The sequence below is a fragment of the Bacillus sp. CGMCC 1.60114 genome (assembly GCF_042676365.1).
Classification (GTDB): Bacteria; Bacillota; Bacilli; order Bacillales; family Bacillaceae_G; genus Bacillus_A; species Bacillus_A rhizoplanae_A.
Window position 1 is genome coordinate 64,417 of record NZ_JBHTHG010000118.1, and the last position, 17,277, is coordinate 81,693.

The following is a 17,277-nucleotide window of genomic DNA, read 5'->3' on the forward strand; positions in this document are numbered from 1 at the left end:
GAGGAGTATAAGATGGAGAAACAAAAACATGTTACGCTTGGAGTTACAGGAATGACATGTGCAGCTTGCGCCAACCGGATTGAAAAAGTGCTAAATAAAATGGATGGGGTAGAAGCTAACGTAAATTTAGCAATGGAAAAAGCAAGTATCAAATATGATTCGTCTCAGCAAGAAATTTCGAATATAAAAGAGAAAATTGAGAAGTTAGGGTATGGCGTATCAGCAGAAAAAGTTACTTTTGATATTGAGGGAATGACATGTGCAGCTTGTGCGAATCGAATTGAAAAAGTACTAAATAAAATGGAAGGCGTTTCTCATGCAACTGTTAATTTAGCTACAAATAGCGCTGTTGTAGAGTACAATGAAGGTTTAGTTTCTACAGAAAATATTTTAGAAAAGATAAAGAAAATTGGATATAAGGGACAAATCCGTAACGAAAACGCAGAGCGTTCCGAAAAAAAAGAAGAAATTATTAAGGAGAAAAAGCGTCAACTTATTATTTCTATTATTTTGTCCTTACCTTTACTTTATACAATGCTTGGACATATGCCATTTGATACAGGAGTACCAGTGCCGCATATTCTTATGAATCCGTGGTTACAACTTTTATTGGCAACACCAGTTCAGTTTTATATTGGAGGACACTTCTATGTAGGTGCTTATCGGGCTCTTCGAAATAAAAGTGCGAATATGGACGTTTTAGTTGTCTTAGGAACATCAGCAGCTTATTTTTATAGTTTATATGAAACTTTGAAAACGTTAGGAAATCCTGCATACACTCCTGATTTATATTTTGAAACAAGTGCGGTTTTAATTACGTTAATTTTGGTCGGAAAGTACTTTGAAACAATGGCAAAAGGACGTACAACAGAAGCAATTTCAAAATTGTTAAGTTTACAGGCGAAAGATGCGCTTGTTGTTCGTAATGGTCAAGAGGTGCGAGTGCCGTTAGAAGAAGTTGTGATTGGAGATATCATGATTGTAAAACCCGGTGAAAAAATACCGGTGGATGGTATCGTGATTTCAGGGACATCTTCTGTTGATGCATCTATGATTACTGGAGAATCTATTCCGGTGGATAAAAAAGAAGGAGATTCTGTTATTGGTGCGACAATTAATGCAAATGGGATGCTGACTATTCAAACTGAAAAAGTTGGAAAAGACACAGCGTTAGCGGGCATTATTAAAATTGTTGAAGAAGCGCAAGGATCTAAAGCACCTATTCAGAGATTAGCAGATATCATTTCGGGTATTTTTGTTCCTATTGTTGTAGCGATTGCTTTAGTTGCCTTTATTGTATGGTATTTCTTTATAACACCAGGAGATTTACCAAAAGCATTAGAAGTAGGAATTGCGATTCTTGTCATTGCATGTCCGTGTGCACTAGGTTTGGCTACACCAACTTCGATTATGGTTGGTACGGGAAAAGGAGCAGAGAAGGGTATTCTCTTTAAAGGAGGTGAATACCTAGAAGGGACGCATAAAATCAATGCAGTGTTGCTGGATAAAACAGGAACCGTAACAAAAGGGAAACCAGAAGTTACCGATGTATTAGAATTTCAAGAAGGTATGCTGGATTATGCGATTTCAGCTGAAAGTGCTTCTGAACATCCGTTAGCCCATGCGATTGTTGAATATGGAAAACAACATGAGATAAAAGTGAAAGAGTTACAGCACTTTGCAGCAATTCCAGGTCATGGTCTTGAAGTGGATATTGAAAACAAAAAGGTTCTTGTTGGAACACGTAAATTGATGAATGAACAATCTGTAGAAATTTCACAGCATGAAGAGGTCATGAAAGAACTAGAGTATCAAGGTAAAACAGCGATGCTTGTTGCAATTGATGGAAAAATGGCTGGAATAATCGCTGTTGCTGATACTGTAAAGGAAAGTTCAAAGGATGCAATTCAAACACTCAAGCAAATGGGAATTGAAGTATATATGGTAACAGGTGATAATAAACGTACAGCTGAAGCGATTGCAAAGCAAGTTCATATTGATCATGTATTTGCAGAAGTATTGCCAGAGGATAAGGCTAAGATTGTAGAGGATTTACAAAAACAAGGAAAGAGAGTAGCAATGGTAGGTGATGGTATTAATGATGCACCGGCTCTTGCGAAATCTGATATCGGTATGGCAATTGGAACAGGGGCAGATGTAGCAATTGAAACTGCAGATGTTACGTTAGTTGGCGGTGATTTATCACATATACCAAAAGCAATCGAGTTAAGTCGTAAGACGATGAAAAATATTCGTCAAAACTTGTTTTGGGCTTTATTCTATAATGCAATCGGTATTCCTGTGGCGGCATTTGGATTATTAGAGCCTTGGGTAGCCGGAGCAGCAATGGCATTTAGCTCTGTATCTGTTGTGACTAACGCACTTCGTTTGAAACGCGTTAAAATATAAATGAATTAAATTAATATGGAGGAATTTAATATGACTATCACATTAAACGTACAAGGAATGACATGTAATCATTGCAAAATGGCAGTAACAAATGCACTTACAGAGTTAGCAGGAGTACAAAATGTAGAAGTTAACCTGCAAGAGGGAACTGTAAATGTAAAATATGATGAAGCAAAAGTAGATGTAGAAAAAATGAAAGAAGCAATTGAAGATCAAGGATACGATGTGCAGTAAATAGGGAAATTCAACAATTCTTAGCAAAAGGCCGCTTTATTAAAAGTGGCCTATTATTTAATGATAAATAAGTTGTATCGTTACATATGATAGGCTTCGAATAGGTATAATCTGTTACCCTAATAATCGTATTTTGTTTACATATAAAATTTAATTTACTAGAATAATAGATATAAATCGTAATAATTACGCTTTGTGGCGGTGTTGTACAAGTAAGTATAGTCAGAAACAAAGAAATGGATGGTTGATAATATGAACAAAGTAGAAATTCATATTTTAGGTGGTTTTTTAGGGAGCGGAAAATCAACGCTGCTTCAAAATTTATTATTAGCGGAAAAGAAGAAAAATCGAAAAGTTGCAGTACTAATGAATGAAATAGGCGAATACTCCGTAGATACAGATATTGTAGGACGAGAAAATATTTTAAGAGAACTTTTAAAAGGCTGTATTTGCTGTACGATGAAAGATGAATTAGAAATTCAGCTACATTCCTTATATCAGGAGGAGAGACCTGATGTAGTTTATATAGAAACAACGGGAGTTGCGCATCCGATTGAAGTATTAGACGCTTGTCTCTCACCTATTTTAGCTCCTTATATTGAGGTGAAGTCCATTATTGTTGTATTAGATGCAATCAGATGGTTAAATCGGGAAACATTAAGTAAAAGCGTGCAACAACTTTTAAACGAACAAATGAAGTATGGAAGTCATATTCTTATCAATAAATCAGATTTGCTTAGAGACGAAGAAAAGAAACAGGTTGTTGAGGAAGTAGCGTTAATAAATAGACATGCAAAATTATACGAAACACAGTATTGTAATATATCTTTAGAGGATTTCGAAGAAGTAAAGCTAGCGAGTAATCAAAATCATGAAAAATTACATGTGAAACAGCATTTACATATTCAAACCATGACTTATCCATTTGAAAAATCAATTGATCAGGGCAATTTGTACGAGTGGCTTTCTAATTTACCTGAGGGAATTTATCGTGTAAAAGGGTTTGTGAAATTTCATGGTGATAAATACCCAACGTTGCTGCAATACTCATTTGGTGTGCCATCTTTATTGGAGCAGAATTTTGGTTTCCCTACAAACCTTGTAATTATTGGAGAGAATTTAGATAAAGCGAAACTGAAGAAGGAGCTAGAGAGTTTGGAACAAGTTGAGTTGTAAGGTTTGTATACGGTTGTTTTCAGATGAATATATTAATTTTATTAGAGAGGGAAGGACTAGTTTTTTAGTCATTCCCTTTTTTAGTTAAGAAACGAACATGCTATTAGTAAATATTTACAAATAAACTGGAAGGGATTTAGGGAAAGTTAGAGAAATTAGAGGTACTTCAAGAAATTTTATATCATAGTAGCGATTGATATTGAGAAATGTCATTATTACGGATAGTTCACCTCAGTGTATTCAATTCTCTAAGAAGGTAAATAATAGGGGAGGAATCATGATGTCAGTGAAAAAACGTAAGTGGCTAAGGATAGTGTGCACAAGTTGTATACTTGGTTCACTGTTCGTATCAGTTGGGTGCTCTGGAAAAAAAGCAAGTACAAGTAATGAGGAAACAGTTAAGGTAGGTGTTCTTGCTTCGTTAACTGGACCACTTGAATCGTATGGAAAACAAACAGTAAATGGATTTGAACTCGGTCTAGATTATGCAACAGGTGGAACAGGAAAAGTGGAAGGGAAAAAGATTAAGTTTGTTGTAGAAGATACGGAAACAAAAGCAGATGTAGCCGTTAAGAAGGCTACGAAACTATTAGAAGAAGATAAAGTAGACTTTTTAGTTGGTTCATCTAGTTCAAGTGATACGTTAGCGGTTTTACCATTGGCTGAAGAATATGAAAAAATAATGGTTGTTGAGCCGGCTGTAGCAGATAGTATTACGGGGAAGAACTGGAATAAATATATTTTTAGAACAGGACGGAATTCATCTCAAGATGCAATTGCTGGTGCAGCATCAATTGCTAAGAAAGATGTGAAGATTGCTACACTAGCTCAAGACAATGCATTTGGAAGAGAAGGGATTGCGGCATTTAAAGATGCAGCAAAGAAGTTAGGCGCAAACATTGTAAATGAGCAATATGCTGATGCGAATTCTACTGATTTTACGGCAAATATACAAAATATTATAAGCTCAAAACCAGATTATTTATTTATTGTCTGGGCAGGTGCAAATTCACCTTGGAAGCAATTAAAAGATATGAATGTGGAGCAGCAAGGTATTAAAATTTCAACGGGTGCACCTGATATTCCAGCGTTAAAAACGATGGATGCGTTAGTTGGCATGCAAGGATTTTCAGTGTATTATCATACGCTTCCAAAAAATAAAGTGAATGATTGGTTAGTAGAGGAACATAAAAAACGATTTAACGGTGCTGTCCCAGACTTGTTTACAGCTGGTGGGATGTCAGCTGCTATTTCAATCGTTGAAGCCTTAAAGAAAACGAAAGGCGATACTGATGCTGCTACACTTATTAAAAAGATGGAAGGAATGGAATTTGAAACACCAAAAGGAACAATGAAATTCCGTGCGGAAGATCATCAAGCTTTACAAACGCTTTATTCGATTACATTGAAAAAACAAGATGGAATTGATTATCCAGTTCCAGTTTTAGAGCGGGAATTAAAAATGACAGAAACAGAACCACCAATTCGTAATAAATAATCTGAATAATTAAAAAACAATTTTTATTATAACGAACAGTGAAAGTTTTCCATTCCTATCATAAAGGGATGGAAAACTTTTCACTTCATATGAACGGGCAGTAAAATCTGCGCCTCAAGATTCAGAGAAAACGAAGAAGATAGGTGGAGACTAGTGATCAGTAGGGAATTAAGGAATTCTTTGTGAGGAGGACGTAGTGTGGAGAATTTGTTAGAGACTCGCGAACTTTCTGTCTCATTTGGAGAACATCATGTGATTAAAGATGTAAATTTGATGATACCGAAAGGAAAACTTATTTCCATTATTGGACCGAACGGAGCAGGAAAAACCACCCTTTTTAATTTGTTAAGCGGGCAGCTTACTCCGACAAAAGGGGAGATTTATTTTAAGGAACGTGACATTACAAAGTTATCAATTCCAGATCGAACACGTCTTGGTATGGGACGTTCTTTTCAGCTTACGAACATTTTTTCAGAATTAACGGTTCTTGAAAATGTTCGGCTTGGTGTACAGTCATATGCGAAAGATTATTATAGTTTCTTCCCACGCCCGTCTCAGTATAAGCAGCAACAAGAAGAAGCACGCCATTTACTCGAAGTTGTGTTGCTGAATGAAAAGGAAGAAGTACTTGCAAAAGATTTAGCTCATGGAGAAAAGAGAAAATTGGAACTTGCAATGCTTTTAGCACTTAAAACAGATATGTTGTTGTTGGATGAACCGACAGCGGGTATTTCTATTGAAGAAGTTCCTGCTATTTTACAAGTGATTGAAAATATAAAAAATGATCGTGAAAATACGATTGTGTTAATTGAGCATAAAATGGATATGGTTCTTCATTTATCTGATCATCTCGTTGTGTTATTTCATGGGGAGTTATTAGCTGAAGGATTACCAGAAGAGATTATGAAGGATGAGCGTGTGCAAACTGCATATTTAGGAGGATTATACAGTGACACTATTAAAAGTGGATAATATAGAAACGTATTTAGATCAGTTTCATATTTTGCAAGGTGTTTCTTTTGGGGTGGAGGAAGGAACCATTACAGTCTTATTTGGAAGAAACGGAGCAGGGAAAACGACAACGCTGCGTTCTATTATGGGGTTTCATACCATTTCTAACGGAGCGGTTTATTTTGGCGACGAGAAAGTAAATGGGCTATCAGCACATATGATTTCTCGAAAAGGTATAGGATATGTGCCAGAAAACCAAGGAATATTTCACGACTTAACGGTTGAAGAAACGTTTGCACTTGCTCAAACGAAAAAGAATGAAGAAACAGATGGAAAAGTAGAGTGGATGCTGAATCTTTTTCCAGACTTAAAACAATTTTGGCATAAAAAGAGCGGATTGTTAAGTGGAGGTCAAAAGCAAATGCTCGCTATCTCAAGAGCTTATATTAACAGTGAAGGTCTACTGCTTATTGATGAGCCTAGTAAAGGCTTGTCACCAATCATGATTGAGAAGTTGATGGTCTCAATTTTAAAAATGAAGGAGAAAACAACGGTTTTACTTGTCGAACAAAACTTTATGATGGCCAGTCAAATTGGCGATTATTTTTACATTATGGATAATGGGAAAATTGTGCATAATGGTCCGATGAGTGAACTGAAGGAAGATAAGGAAACGTGTCATAAATATTTAGGGATCTCTTAACCTTGATATGGGTGAGGTGAAAACATGGATGTGTTAGTTAATTTATTTGTAAATGGTGTTTCGACAGGTGTGCTTATTTTCTTATTAGCATCTGGCTTAACGCTCATTTTCGGTTTAATGAGCGTTCTTAATTTTGCTCATGGCGGGCTATTTGCATGGGGTGCTTTTACTGGAGTGTGGTTATTTCATGTAACAGGCAGTTATGTGTTTGCATTATTTGGTGCTATTGTGATGGGGATGTTTCTTGGTTGGATATTAGAAAGATTCCTCATCCGTCCGGTTTATGGAAATCATGTTCGTCAACTTCTAGTTACCCTTGGTGGTATGCTCGTGCTTAGTGAATGTATAAAAGTATTTTGGGGACCGAATCCGATAGGAGCTAAGTTACCGAATTGGTTACAAGGAAGTTTTACATTTGATGGAATCATATTAATCAAGTATCGCTTATTTGTTATTTTGATCGGTTTATTCGTTTACATCGGATTTGTATTGTTACTCCGAAAAACGAAAATCGGGCTTATGATTCGTGCTGGTGTAATGGATAAAGAGATGGTACAAGCACTTGGAATTAATGTGAAAGCTATCTTTTCTTTTGTGTTTTTATTAGGAGCTGGAATGGCGGCGTTAGGTGGCTTTCTTCTTGCACCTTATTCGGGTATTATTTTTGCCGAAATGGGGATGCAGTATGCTATTTTAGCTTTTATCGTTGTAATTATTGGTGGATTAGGTAGTGTACAGGGCTCTGTAATTGCATCCTTAATTGTTGGCTTGGCAGGAGCTTTTACGGCATACTATATTCCGGATTTATCGCTTGCTATAAACATGTTGATGCTGTTATTCGTCTTATTAGTTAAGCCAACAGGACTCGTTGGTGAAAAGGGGTGAGATTGTTATGATCACATCATCTAATCGGGCTAGCTTATATTTTTGGGGGACAATTCTTTTCTGCTTCATGCTATTTCCTTTTATAAACGATTCAAGAAGCATGTTAATCTTGTTTACACAAATTTTCATTTTCGCAATATTTGCAATGAGTTTTGATATTCTATTAGGTTATACGGGAATTGTGTCGTTTGGACATTGTATGTTCTTTGGAATCGGTGCTTATTGTGTTGCACTCTTATTAGATCGACAAGAGGCAACAATATCGAATTTTTTCATTGGGATTATATTTGCAGTCACCTTATCAGCAATCATTAGCTATATAGTCGGTATGCTTTCCTTACGATTAAAAAGCCATTTTTATGCGATGCTAACGCTTGCTATTTCTCAATTATTCTTTGTGCTCGCTGAAAAATGGCGAACCGTCACGCATGGGGGGGATGGTTTTACGTTCCATGTACCTGATATATTCCGAGATCGTTTCACATTTTATTATATTACATTAATAAGTCTAGTAATCATTTTTTTATTACTACAACTGTTTACGAAATCTTCAATTGGAAACGTATTAAAGGCGATTTCGCAAAACGAACAACGTGTGGAAGCACTTGGTTATAAAATTCTTCATTATAAAGTAATTGCGAGTGTTGTAGCTGGAGTAGTAGCATCTGTGAGCGGCGGATTATTTGTTATCACACTGCGCTTTGTAAATACAACCGTTTTCTCAATTGACATGACGCTGAACGCTTTATTAATGACAACAATAGGCGGTATTGGGACATTAGTAGGAGGGATAATAGGGGCAGGAATGATTGAATCTTTGAAATACTATTTGTCAGAGCTTGCTGCGCAGTACCCAATTTTTGAACGATGGACAATTTTTCTTGGTTTATTGTATATCATCGTTTTATTAGGTCTTCCAACAGGTATGTTAGGAACAGCTAGGAAGTTGGTGAGCTGGAAACGACATAAGAAAAAAGGGAAGAGGGAGCAAATTGAGCGTAGTGTTTAATACACTAGAGAATGGCTTCTTAACTGAAGATAAATCTAATAGTTACTTATAGGTAACCTACGCACATTAAAGTGCAGTATTGTACTTTAAATGATATATAGATAAAATTCATGATATGAAAAAATTAGCAATTTAGAATGAATAAGGAGTGTTAGATTTGGCAGAGTTATTACAAGGAAAAAATGCATTAATTACAGGAGCTGGAAGAGGGATTGGTCGTGCTGTAGCAATTGCTTTAGCAAAAGAAGGCGTGAATGTAGGACTTTTAGCACGTTCAGAAGAAAATTTAAAAACTGTTGCAAAAGAAGTTGAGGGAGAAGGAGTGAAAGCTGTAATCGCTACTGCTGATGTATCTTCATATGAAGAAGTAAGTGAAGCAATTGAAACATTAAAAAATGGCTTAGGGTCTATTGATATTTTAATTAATAACGCTGGAATTTCTAAATTTGGTAAATTTTTAGAACTAGATGTTGCGGAATGGGAAAAAATCATTCAAGTGAACTTAATGGGCGTATATTATGTGACTCGTGCTGCGTTACCAGGAATGATTGAGCAGCAGTCTGGTGACATTATTAATATTTCATCAACAGCTGGACAAAAGGGAGCACCAGTAACAAGCGCGTACAGTGCTTCTAAATTTGGTGTTCTTGGTTTGACAGAATCGTTAGCGATGGAAGTACGTAAACATAATATTCGCGTGACAGCATTAACACCAAGTACAGTTGCAACAGATATGGCAGTAGAATTAGGGTTAACAGATGGTAATCCAGATAGAGTTATGCAGGCTGAAGATATTGCCGAATTTATTGTAGCGCAGCTGAAATTAAATAAACGTACATTTATTAAATCTGCTGGATTATGGTCTACAAATCCGTAAGAGAATGGATGCTTGAATTAGCAAAAAAGATAGCTGTTCTGAAAAAGAACAGCTATCTTTTTTTAGGCGTAACCTTAGCGCATAGTTTCTTAATTACGATAGAGATGTTCATCTTGTTGAATCTCATTCCAACATGTCACTTCATCAACAGACAAGCATAATGAGGTAACTAAGAAAAAATGTTTTTGCGAAATACGTTTATTTCCAATTCGTATAGTCGAATTTTCTAACATGAAATGTTATGATGCCATTAAGGTACAATAAGTTTGGAAGGGGTATAGAAATAACGAATATGGACAAAGAAAAACAACAATTAAGCGTTGAAGTTGCAAGGTTATACTACCAGTCTGATTATAGTCAACAAGAGATTGCAAATAAATTAAATATCTCAAGGCCGACAATCTCGAGATTGTTAAAATATGCAAAAGAAAAAGGATTTGTTCAAATTAAAATAGCTGATCCATTTGCTGATTTAGATAATGTAGGAAACCTACTTAAAGAAAAATATAACTTATTAGAGGCACATGTCGTCTTTTCTCCAGTACCAGAATATACAGCCATTACGGAGTATATTAGTAAGTATGCTGCTGAGTATATGGAAAAGACTGTTACAAATGGTGATGTTGTTGGTGTGAGTTGGGGAACGACGATGTATGAAGTCGCTAGAAAAATTGTCCCGCAGCATGTGAAAGGGGTAGAAGTTGTCCAATTAAAAGGAGGTATTAGTCATTCAAGTGTAAATACATATGCGAATGAAACAATCGCCTTGTTTGCAGATGCTTTTCAAACAACACCACGAAATCTACCGCTTCCAGTTATATTTGATAATGCAGTTACAAAAGAATTAGTAGAACAGGATAGGCATATTCATCATATTGTTGAGATGGGAAAACAAGCTAATATTGCCATTTTCACAGTTGGAACTGTTAGAGATGAGGCTTTATTATTTCGACTAGGTTATTTAAATGAACAAGAAATGAGCTTATTGAAAGAACAAGCTGTTGGAGACATTTGCTCACGTTTCTTCGATGGAAATGGTAATATTTGCAGTGAGGAAATTAACCAACGAACAATTGGTATTGATTTAGAAGAGTTGCGCTTAAAGAAGCGCTCTGTTCTTGTTGCAGGAGGCTCTAGAAAAGTAAAGGCAATTGATGGTGCATTAAGAGGCGGATATGCGAATGTCTTGATTATCGATCAGCATACCGCAAAAGAGTTATTACATTATCAAAAAGGTTAGAAAAAGAAGGTTTCTCAAAAATATAAATTTGAGAAACCTTCTTTTAGTATGTGGCTGTGCAACGCATGCGTTTTTCAATAAAAATTTTATGATGAAATAATGGCTTGCATAAGAAATTTGTGAAATAGAATTTTTTATGAATAAATAAATTTTGTGTTTTATGGGGGAGCTATTAATATGGCAGCGCCCTTTTTGTGTCAATTTTAAAAACTTATTTCACTATCTCAAAAAAATGTTGAACAAAATTTCAAAAGTGTATTTACATTTGTTCAAGGTGGAGTTAGAATGAAGTTGTTAAAAGATATGAGGAGTGAAAAAAATGAACATTGCAAAGTTAATTGATCATACAGTTTTGAAACCGAATACTACGAAAGAAGATGTTATGAAAGTCTTAGAAGAAGCAAAGAAATATAATTTCGCTTCTGTTTGTATTAATCCTACATGGGTAAAATTAGCTGCTGAAGAATTAGCAGGGCATGATGTGGATGTTTGTACAGTAATCGGATTCCCTTTAGGTGCAAATACAACTGAGACAAAAGTATTTGAAACAAAAGATGTAATTGCAAAAGGTGCAACTGAAGTAGACATGGTAATCAATGTTGGTGCTTTAAAAGATGGAGATAATGAATTCGTAGAAAACGATATTCGTGAAGTTGTACAAGCTGCAAAAGGAAAAGCACTTGTAAAAGTTATCATTGAAACTTGTTTATTAACAGATGAAGAAAAAGTTCGTGCTTGTGAATTATCTGTAAAAGCTGGTGCTGATTTTGTAAAAACTTCAACTGGATTCTCAACTGGCGGAGCAACTGCAGAAGATATCGCATTAATGCGCAAAACTGTTGGAGAAAACGTTGGTGTAAAAGCATCTGGTGGCGTTCGTACACGTGAAGATGCAGAAAAAATGATTGAAGCTGGCGCTTCTAGAATCGGTGCAAGTGCTAGTGTTGCAATTGTATTAAATGATACAAACGGCGTTTTAGATAACTATTAATTCATAAAAAGTTGTAAGCAATAGATACACGAATTGCTGAGAAGCATAGTGTATCTATTGCTTTAACAATCAAAAAATATGTAAGCGGATACGAAAAAGGAGGGGATTTTTATGAAATATGTAATCGGTATCATAGGCTTGATAATTGTGTTAGGTATCGCATGGCTTGCAAGTAATAATAGAAGAAAAGTGAAATATCGCCCTATTATAACGATGATTATACTTCAGTTTATTTTAGGTTTCTTGCTATTAAATACAAGTATCGGGAACGTACTAATTGCTGGAATTGCAGATGGTTTTGGACAATTGTTAAAGTATGCTGCTGATGGTGTTAACTTTGTATTTGGTGGTTTGTTAAATCAAAAAGAATTTTCATTCTTTTTAGGAGTATTAATGCCAATTGTGTTTATATCAGCTTTAATTGGTATTTTGCAGCACTTTAAGGTATTGCCGTTCATTGTGAAATATATTGGTTTAGCTTTAAGTAAAGTGAATGGAATGGGAAAACTTGAATCATATAATGCTGTAGCTTCAGCGATTTTAGGGCAGTCAGAGGTATTCATCTCTGTTAAGAAACAATTAGGTTTATTAAGTGAAAAAAGATTATATACACTGTGTGCTTCTGCAATGTCAACGGTGTCCATGTCTATAGTGGGATCCTATATGGTGTTATTAAAACCACAGTATGTTGTAACCGCTTTAGTGCTGAACTTGTTTGGTGGGTTTATCATTGCTTCTATTATTAATCCTTATGAGGTTACGGAAGAAGAAGATATTTTAGAAGTACAAGAGGAAGAGAAAAAGACCTTTTTTGAAGTATTAGGGGAATATATAGTAGATGGCTTTAAAGTTGCTATTACAGTAGCTGCAATGCTAATTGGATTTGTTGCTTTAATTGCTTTTATTAATGCCATTTTTAAAGGAGTAATTGGTATCTCATTCCAAGAGATTCTTGGTTATGTATTTGCACCATTTGCATTTATTATGGGGGTTCCTTGGCATGAAGCTGTTAATGCCGGTAATATTATGGCGACGAAACTTGTATCAAATGAGTTTGTAGCTATGACAAATTTAGCACAAGGAAACTTTAATTTTTCAGGAAGAACGACTGCTATCATATCGGTGTTCCTAGTTTCATTCGCAAATTTCTCTTCAATCGGAATTATCGCCGGAGCTGTTAAAAGTTTACATGAAAAACAAGGAAATGTGGTAGCAAGATTTGGTTTGAAACTGCTTTTCGGAGCAACTTTAGTAAGCTTTTTATCCGCAACAATAGTTGGATTAATATATTAAGAGTTTAATAAGTTTACCCTTTACAAAATAAAATAAAAAGGATCGGTGATTAAGATGAGAATGGTAGATATTATTGCAAAAAAACGTGATGGTAAAGAATTAACAACAGAGGAAATTCAATTCTTTATTAAAGGATATACAGATGGATCAATACCTGATTATCAAGTAAGTGCACTAGCAATGGCTATCTTTTTCCAAGACATGTCTGATCGTGAACGTGCTGATTTAACAATGGCTATGGTGAATTCTGGAGAGACAATTGATTTATCAGAGATTGAAGGGGTTAAAGTAGATAAACATTCAACTGGCGGTGTTGGTGATACAACAACATTAGTTTTAGGACCATTAGTAGCTGCTTTAGATGTACCAGTTGCAAAAATGTCTGGACGTGGTCTAGGGCATACAGGTGGTACGATTGATAAATTAGAAGCAGTTGAAGGATTCCATGTTGAGATTACGAAAGAGCAATTTATTGATTTAGTGAATCGTGATAAGGTTGCAGTTATTGGACAAACAGGTAATTTAACACCTGCCGATAAAAAGATATATGCGCTACGTGATGTTACCGGAACTGTGAATTCGATTCCATTAATCGCAAGTTCGATTATGAGTAAAAAAATTGCAGCTGGAGCTGATGCAATTGTTCTTGATGTTAAGACAGGAGCAGGAGCATTTATGAAAACAGAAGAGGATGCGAAAAAATTAGCACACGCAATGGTACGAATCGGAAATAATGTTGGTCGTCAAACGATGGCTGTTATTTCAGATATGTCACAACCACTTGGCTTTGCGATTGGTAATGCTCTTGAGGTGAAGGAAGCAATTGATACGCTAAAAGGAGAAGGTCCAGAAGACTTAACGGAATTAGTGCTTGTATTAGGAAGTCAAATGGTTGTACTTGGTAAAAAAGCAGATACATTAGAAGAAGCACGTGAAATGTTGAAAGAAGTTATGAAGAATGGAAAAGCGATTGAGAAATTTAAAGAGTTCTTACGTAATCAGGGCGGCGATAGCTCAATTGTAGATCATCCAGAGAAGTTACCACAAGCGAAATATGTAATTGATGTACCAGCTAAAGCTTCAGGTGTTGTGTCTAACATTGTCGCAGATGAAATTGGTATTGCTGCGATGCTTCTAGGAGCAGGTCGTGCAACAAAAGAGGATGAAATTGATTTGGCAGTTGGTTTAATGCTACGCAAAAAAGTTGGCGAAGCTGTAAAAGAAGGGGAAGCGCTTGTTACGATCTATGCAAATCGTGAAAATGTGGAAGATGTAAAAGCTAAAATTTATGAAAATATTTCTATATCAGAAAAGGCCGAAGCTCCTAAATTAATTCATACAATTATAACTGATTAACGATACGTAGAATTATATTTACTCTGAGGAGGAAATAGCATGGATAAAAAGAGATACATTGAAGAAGCAACAAAAATGTTGTCAAAAGCTTACATTCCATATTCAAAATTCCCTGTTGGCGCAGCACTCGTTACGAAAGAAGGTAAAATTTACACAGGTTGTAACATAGAAAATGCATCTTACGGTTTATGTAATTGTGCCGAAAGAACAGCAATATTTAAAGCGGTGTCAGAAGGAGAGCGCGATTTCAGTTATTTAGTAGTAACAGGTAATACAGATGGTCCTATTTCGCCATGCGGAGCGTGCCGACAAGTAATCGCAGAATTTTGTGATCCGCAAATGCCAGTATTATTGACAAATCAAAAAGGCGATGAAAAAGAAGTAACAGTTGAAAGTTTACTGCCAGGTGGATTTTCAAAGGATGATTTAATTTAATAAAAAATTTATTATGTAAATGATAAAACAAAGAAGCTATCTCGAAGGTAAAATAGAGGGATAGCTTCTTTTTTATAAAGTGAAATTTTCATCAGTGGGAGTTTTTTTCATCCCCACTAATGGAAAGCTCTCACCAATCGGGCACATGCCAGCAGTTATCCCCCACTTATCTTCCTCGTTTCTCTTTGAATCTTGAGGTGGGGGTCTTACCGCCCGTTAATGCTGGATAAATAACCGGCTCAAATTGAAAGAACAGATAACACTTATATGTTCGCAAATTCATATACTATATATTCTGCTAATTCTTTTTTTATGTATTATAATTAGAAGGATGTTTACTATTTCTTAATATTTAATTCAATAGTTTTCGAATCGACGCAGTACAAAATTCATAAATTGTTGGAAAGGGTATAATAAATTAACCGAAGTAGACACTAAAAGAGGTTGCTTTGTATTGATGTAGAAATACATAATTAAAATTTAATTCTTAGACTTTTTGTTTTATGTAAAAAAGATAAAAGAAGAAACGGTGATACAATGACAAATAAAAAAGAAAGAATAGAAGCAGGATGGAATTTTGATAACAGTTATGCCCGTCTACCGGAATCGTTTTTTAAAAGTCTCAGTCCAACTCCTGTTCGCTCACCGAATTTGGCTATTCTTAATAATTCGCTAGCAACATCTCTAGGATTGAACATCGAGGAACTAGAAAGTAACGATGGAGTAGCGGTGTTTGCTGGAAATCGGATTCCCGAAGGTGCTTTTCCTCTTGCTCAAGCTTACGCGGGACATCAATTCGGGCATTTTAACCGGTTAGGAGACGGCCGAGCTTTGCTACTTGGCGAGCAAATTACTCCATTAGGTGAGAGAGTTGATATTCATCTTAAAGGTTCTGGTAGAACACCATATTCCCGCCGGGGAGATGGTCGAGCGGCACTTGGACCGATGCTACGCGAATATATCATCAGCGAAGCAATGTATGCGCTTAGTATTCCTACTACTCGGAGCCTAGCGGTGGTAACGACCGGTGAATCAATCTTTCGTGAAACGGAGCAGCCTGGTGCAATTCTTACCCGTTTGGCTGCAAGTCATTTGCGCGTTGGCACTTTTCAGTACGTTTCCAAATGGGGCACTGTTGAAGATCTTCAAGTCCTAGCTGATTATACAATACAGCGACATTATCCAGACGTTGACGCTGCTGAAAATCGCTATCTTTCCCTGCTTGAGGAAGTCATTAAGCGTCAAGCTCTGTTGATTGCAAAATGGCAACTTGTTGGTTTTATTCACGGGGTGATGAACACAGACAATATGACCATTAGTGGAGAAACCATTGATTATGGTCCTTGTGCATTCATGGATACTTATGACCCGGAAACAGTATTCAGTTCCATTGATATTCAAGGTCGCTATGCTTATGGCAATCAGCCGTATATTGGTGGATGGAATCTTGCAAGATTTGCTGAAACTTTATTACCGCTGCTGCATAGTGATTATGCAAAATCTATGGAAATGGCTCAGGATGCAATTTTGAATTATGACGAGTTATATCATACTAACTGGCTCGCGGGAATGAGAGCTAAATTGGGGATATTTAATGAAGAAGTGCAGGATAAATCCCTTATTGAAGACCTCCTTACTATCATGGAGAAGAATCGTGCAGACTATACGAATACCTTCCGTGCGTTAACTTTTAATAAGCTGGAGGATATGGACTTGTTTAAAACTCCAGAATTTCACCAGTGGCATGAGCGGTGGCAGGAAAGACTAGGTAGGCAGGAAGAATCAAAAGATTCTTCACATCTATTGATGCGGAAAAACAATCCTGCGATAATCCCTCGGAATCACAGGGTAGAAGAAGCTCTAGAAGCTGCTGTGAAACATGGAGATTACAGCGTGATGGAGCGTCTTCTTAATGTCCTTTCAAACCCTTACGCGCACTCCCCTGAACAAGATGAGTACGCGACACTACCTGCGCCATCATCATGTCCTTACCGAACTTTTTGCGGTACATGATATAGAAGGAATCATTCTTTCTGCTTTTCTACAATCGTGTTGATGTTTATTATGTTTAAGGTTCGTATGATAATGCTACTTCTTTAATTGAGGTAGCATTATTTTAGTTTGTCCTTTCTTCTTTTTTTAGTTTTAACATACGAATCTGCTCTATTGTGAAGTTACTAAGATTAAGCGTATAATATGATAGGTCTAAAACATATAAAG

15 protein-coding genes are annotated in these 17,277 nt (G+C 36.1%); all 15 read left to right on the forward strand.

All coding sequences use genetic code 11. The features are described 5' to 3' along the window. Positions 1-12: 12 nt before the first annotated feature. The 15 genes from ACFQZ1_RS21645 (at position 13) to ACFQZ1_RS21715 (ending at position 17,070) form a co-directional block, all read left to right on the forward strand. Positions 13-2,409: a heavy metal translocating P-type ATPase gene (locus ACFQZ1_RS21645; protein ID WP_377884224.1), complete on the forward strand. Its 2,397-nt coding sequence runs from the start codon at positions 13-15 to the stop codon at positions 2,407-2,409. Between the two features lie 30 nt (positions 2,410-2,439). Beyond that, the gene (gene copZ / locus ACFQZ1_RS21650; protein ID WP_098309950.1) at positions 2,440-2,643 is read left to right on the forward strand and encodes a copper chaperone CopZ; all 204 of its coding nucleotides are present in this window, start codon (positions 2,440-2,442) and stop codon (positions 2,641-2,643) included. A 252-nt stretch (positions 2,644-2,895) separates the two neighbouring features. Further along, positions 2,896-3,819 carry a CobW family GTP-binding protein gene (locus tag ACFQZ1_RS21655; RefSeq protein WP_377884225.1) on the forward strand — a complete coding sequence of 308 codons (924 nt, stop codon included), beginning with the start codon at positions 2,896-2,898 and terminating at the stop codon, positions 3,817-3,819. Positions 3,820-4,099: 280 nt separating this feature from the next. Further along, entirely contained in the window at positions 4,100-5,317 is a 1,218-nt protein-coding gene (locus tag ACFQZ1_RS21660; RefSeq protein ID WP_377884226.1) for a substrate-binding domain-containing protein, read from the forward strand. Between the two features lie 198 nt (positions 5,318-5,515). Next, on the forward strand, positions 5,516-6,289 hold the full coding sequence (locus ACFQZ1_RS21665) for an ABC transporter ATP-binding protein (RefSeq protein ID WP_377884227.1): 774 nt from the start codon (positions 5,516-5,518) through the stop codon (positions 6,287-6,289). Further along, complete coding sequence (locus tag ACFQZ1_RS21670) at positions 6,267-6,971, forward strand: branched-chain amino acid ABC transporter ATP-binding protein (protein ID WP_377884228.1); 705 nt, start codon at positions 6,267-6,269, stop codon at positions 6,969-6,971. Before ACFQZ1_RS21665 ends, ACFQZ1_RS21670 begins: the two co-directional genes overlap by 23 nt. A 24-nt stretch (positions 6,972-6,995) precedes the next feature. Further along, entirely contained in the window at positions 6,996-7,856 is an 861-nt protein-coding gene (locus tag ACFQZ1_RS21675; RefSeq protein ID WP_377884229.1) for a branched-chain amino acid ABC transporter permease, read from the forward strand. Positions 7,857-7,863: 7 nt separating this feature from the next. Beyond that, entirely contained in the window at positions 7,864-8,865 is a 1,002-nt protein-coding gene (locus ACFQZ1_RS21680; protein WP_377884230.1) for a branched-chain amino acid ABC transporter permease, read from the forward strand. 157 nt (positions 8,866-9,022) lie between these two features. Beyond that, positions 9,023-9,742 carry a 3-ketoacyl-ACP reductase gene (locus ACFQZ1_RS21685; RefSeq protein WP_377884231.1) on the forward strand — a complete coding sequence of 240 codons (720 nt, stop codon included), beginning with the start codon at positions 9,023-9,025 and terminating at the stop codon, positions 9,740-9,742. A gap of 292 nt (positions 9,743-10,034) precedes the next feature. Beyond that, on the forward strand, positions 10,035-10,982 hold the full coding sequence (locus tag ACFQZ1_RS21690) for a DNA-binding transcriptional repressor DeoR (RefSeq protein WP_377884232.1): 948 nt from the start codon (positions 10,035-10,037) through the stop codon (positions 10,980-10,982). A gap of 319 nt (positions 10,983-11,301) precedes the next feature. Next, positions 11,302-11,973: a deoxyribose-phosphate aldolase gene (gene deoC, locus ACFQZ1_RS21695; RefSeq protein WP_377884233.1), complete on the forward strand. Its 672-nt coding sequence runs from the start codon at positions 11,302-11,304 to the stop codon at positions 11,971-11,973. Between the two features lie 111 nt (positions 11,974-12,084). Beyond that, entirely contained in the window at positions 12,085-13,266 is a 1,182-nt protein-coding gene (locus tag ACFQZ1_RS21700) for a NupC/NupG family nucleoside CNT transporter (RefSeq protein WP_377884234.1), read from the forward strand. A gap of 54 nt (positions 13,267-13,320) precedes the next feature. Beyond that, positions 13,321-14,622: a pyrimidine-nucleoside phosphorylase gene (locus tag ACFQZ1_RS21705; RefSeq protein WP_377884235.1), complete on the forward strand. Its 1,302-nt coding sequence runs from the start codon at positions 13,321-13,323 to the stop codon at positions 14,620-14,622. Positions 14,623-14,661: 39 nt separating this feature from the next. Further along, positions 14,662-15,057: a cytidine deaminase gene (locus ACFQZ1_RS21710; RefSeq protein ID WP_377884236.1), complete on the forward strand. Its 396-nt coding sequence runs from the start codon at positions 14,662-14,664 to the stop codon at positions 15,055-15,057. 537 nt (positions 15,058-15,594) lie between these two features. Further along, the gene (locus ACFQZ1_RS21715; RefSeq protein WP_377884237.1) at positions 15,595-17,070 is read left to right on the forward strand and encodes a protein adenylyltransferase SelO; all 1,476 of its coding nucleotides are present in this window, start codon (positions 15,595-15,597) and stop codon (positions 17,068-17,070) included. Positions 17,071-17,277 lie beyond the last annotated feature (207 nt).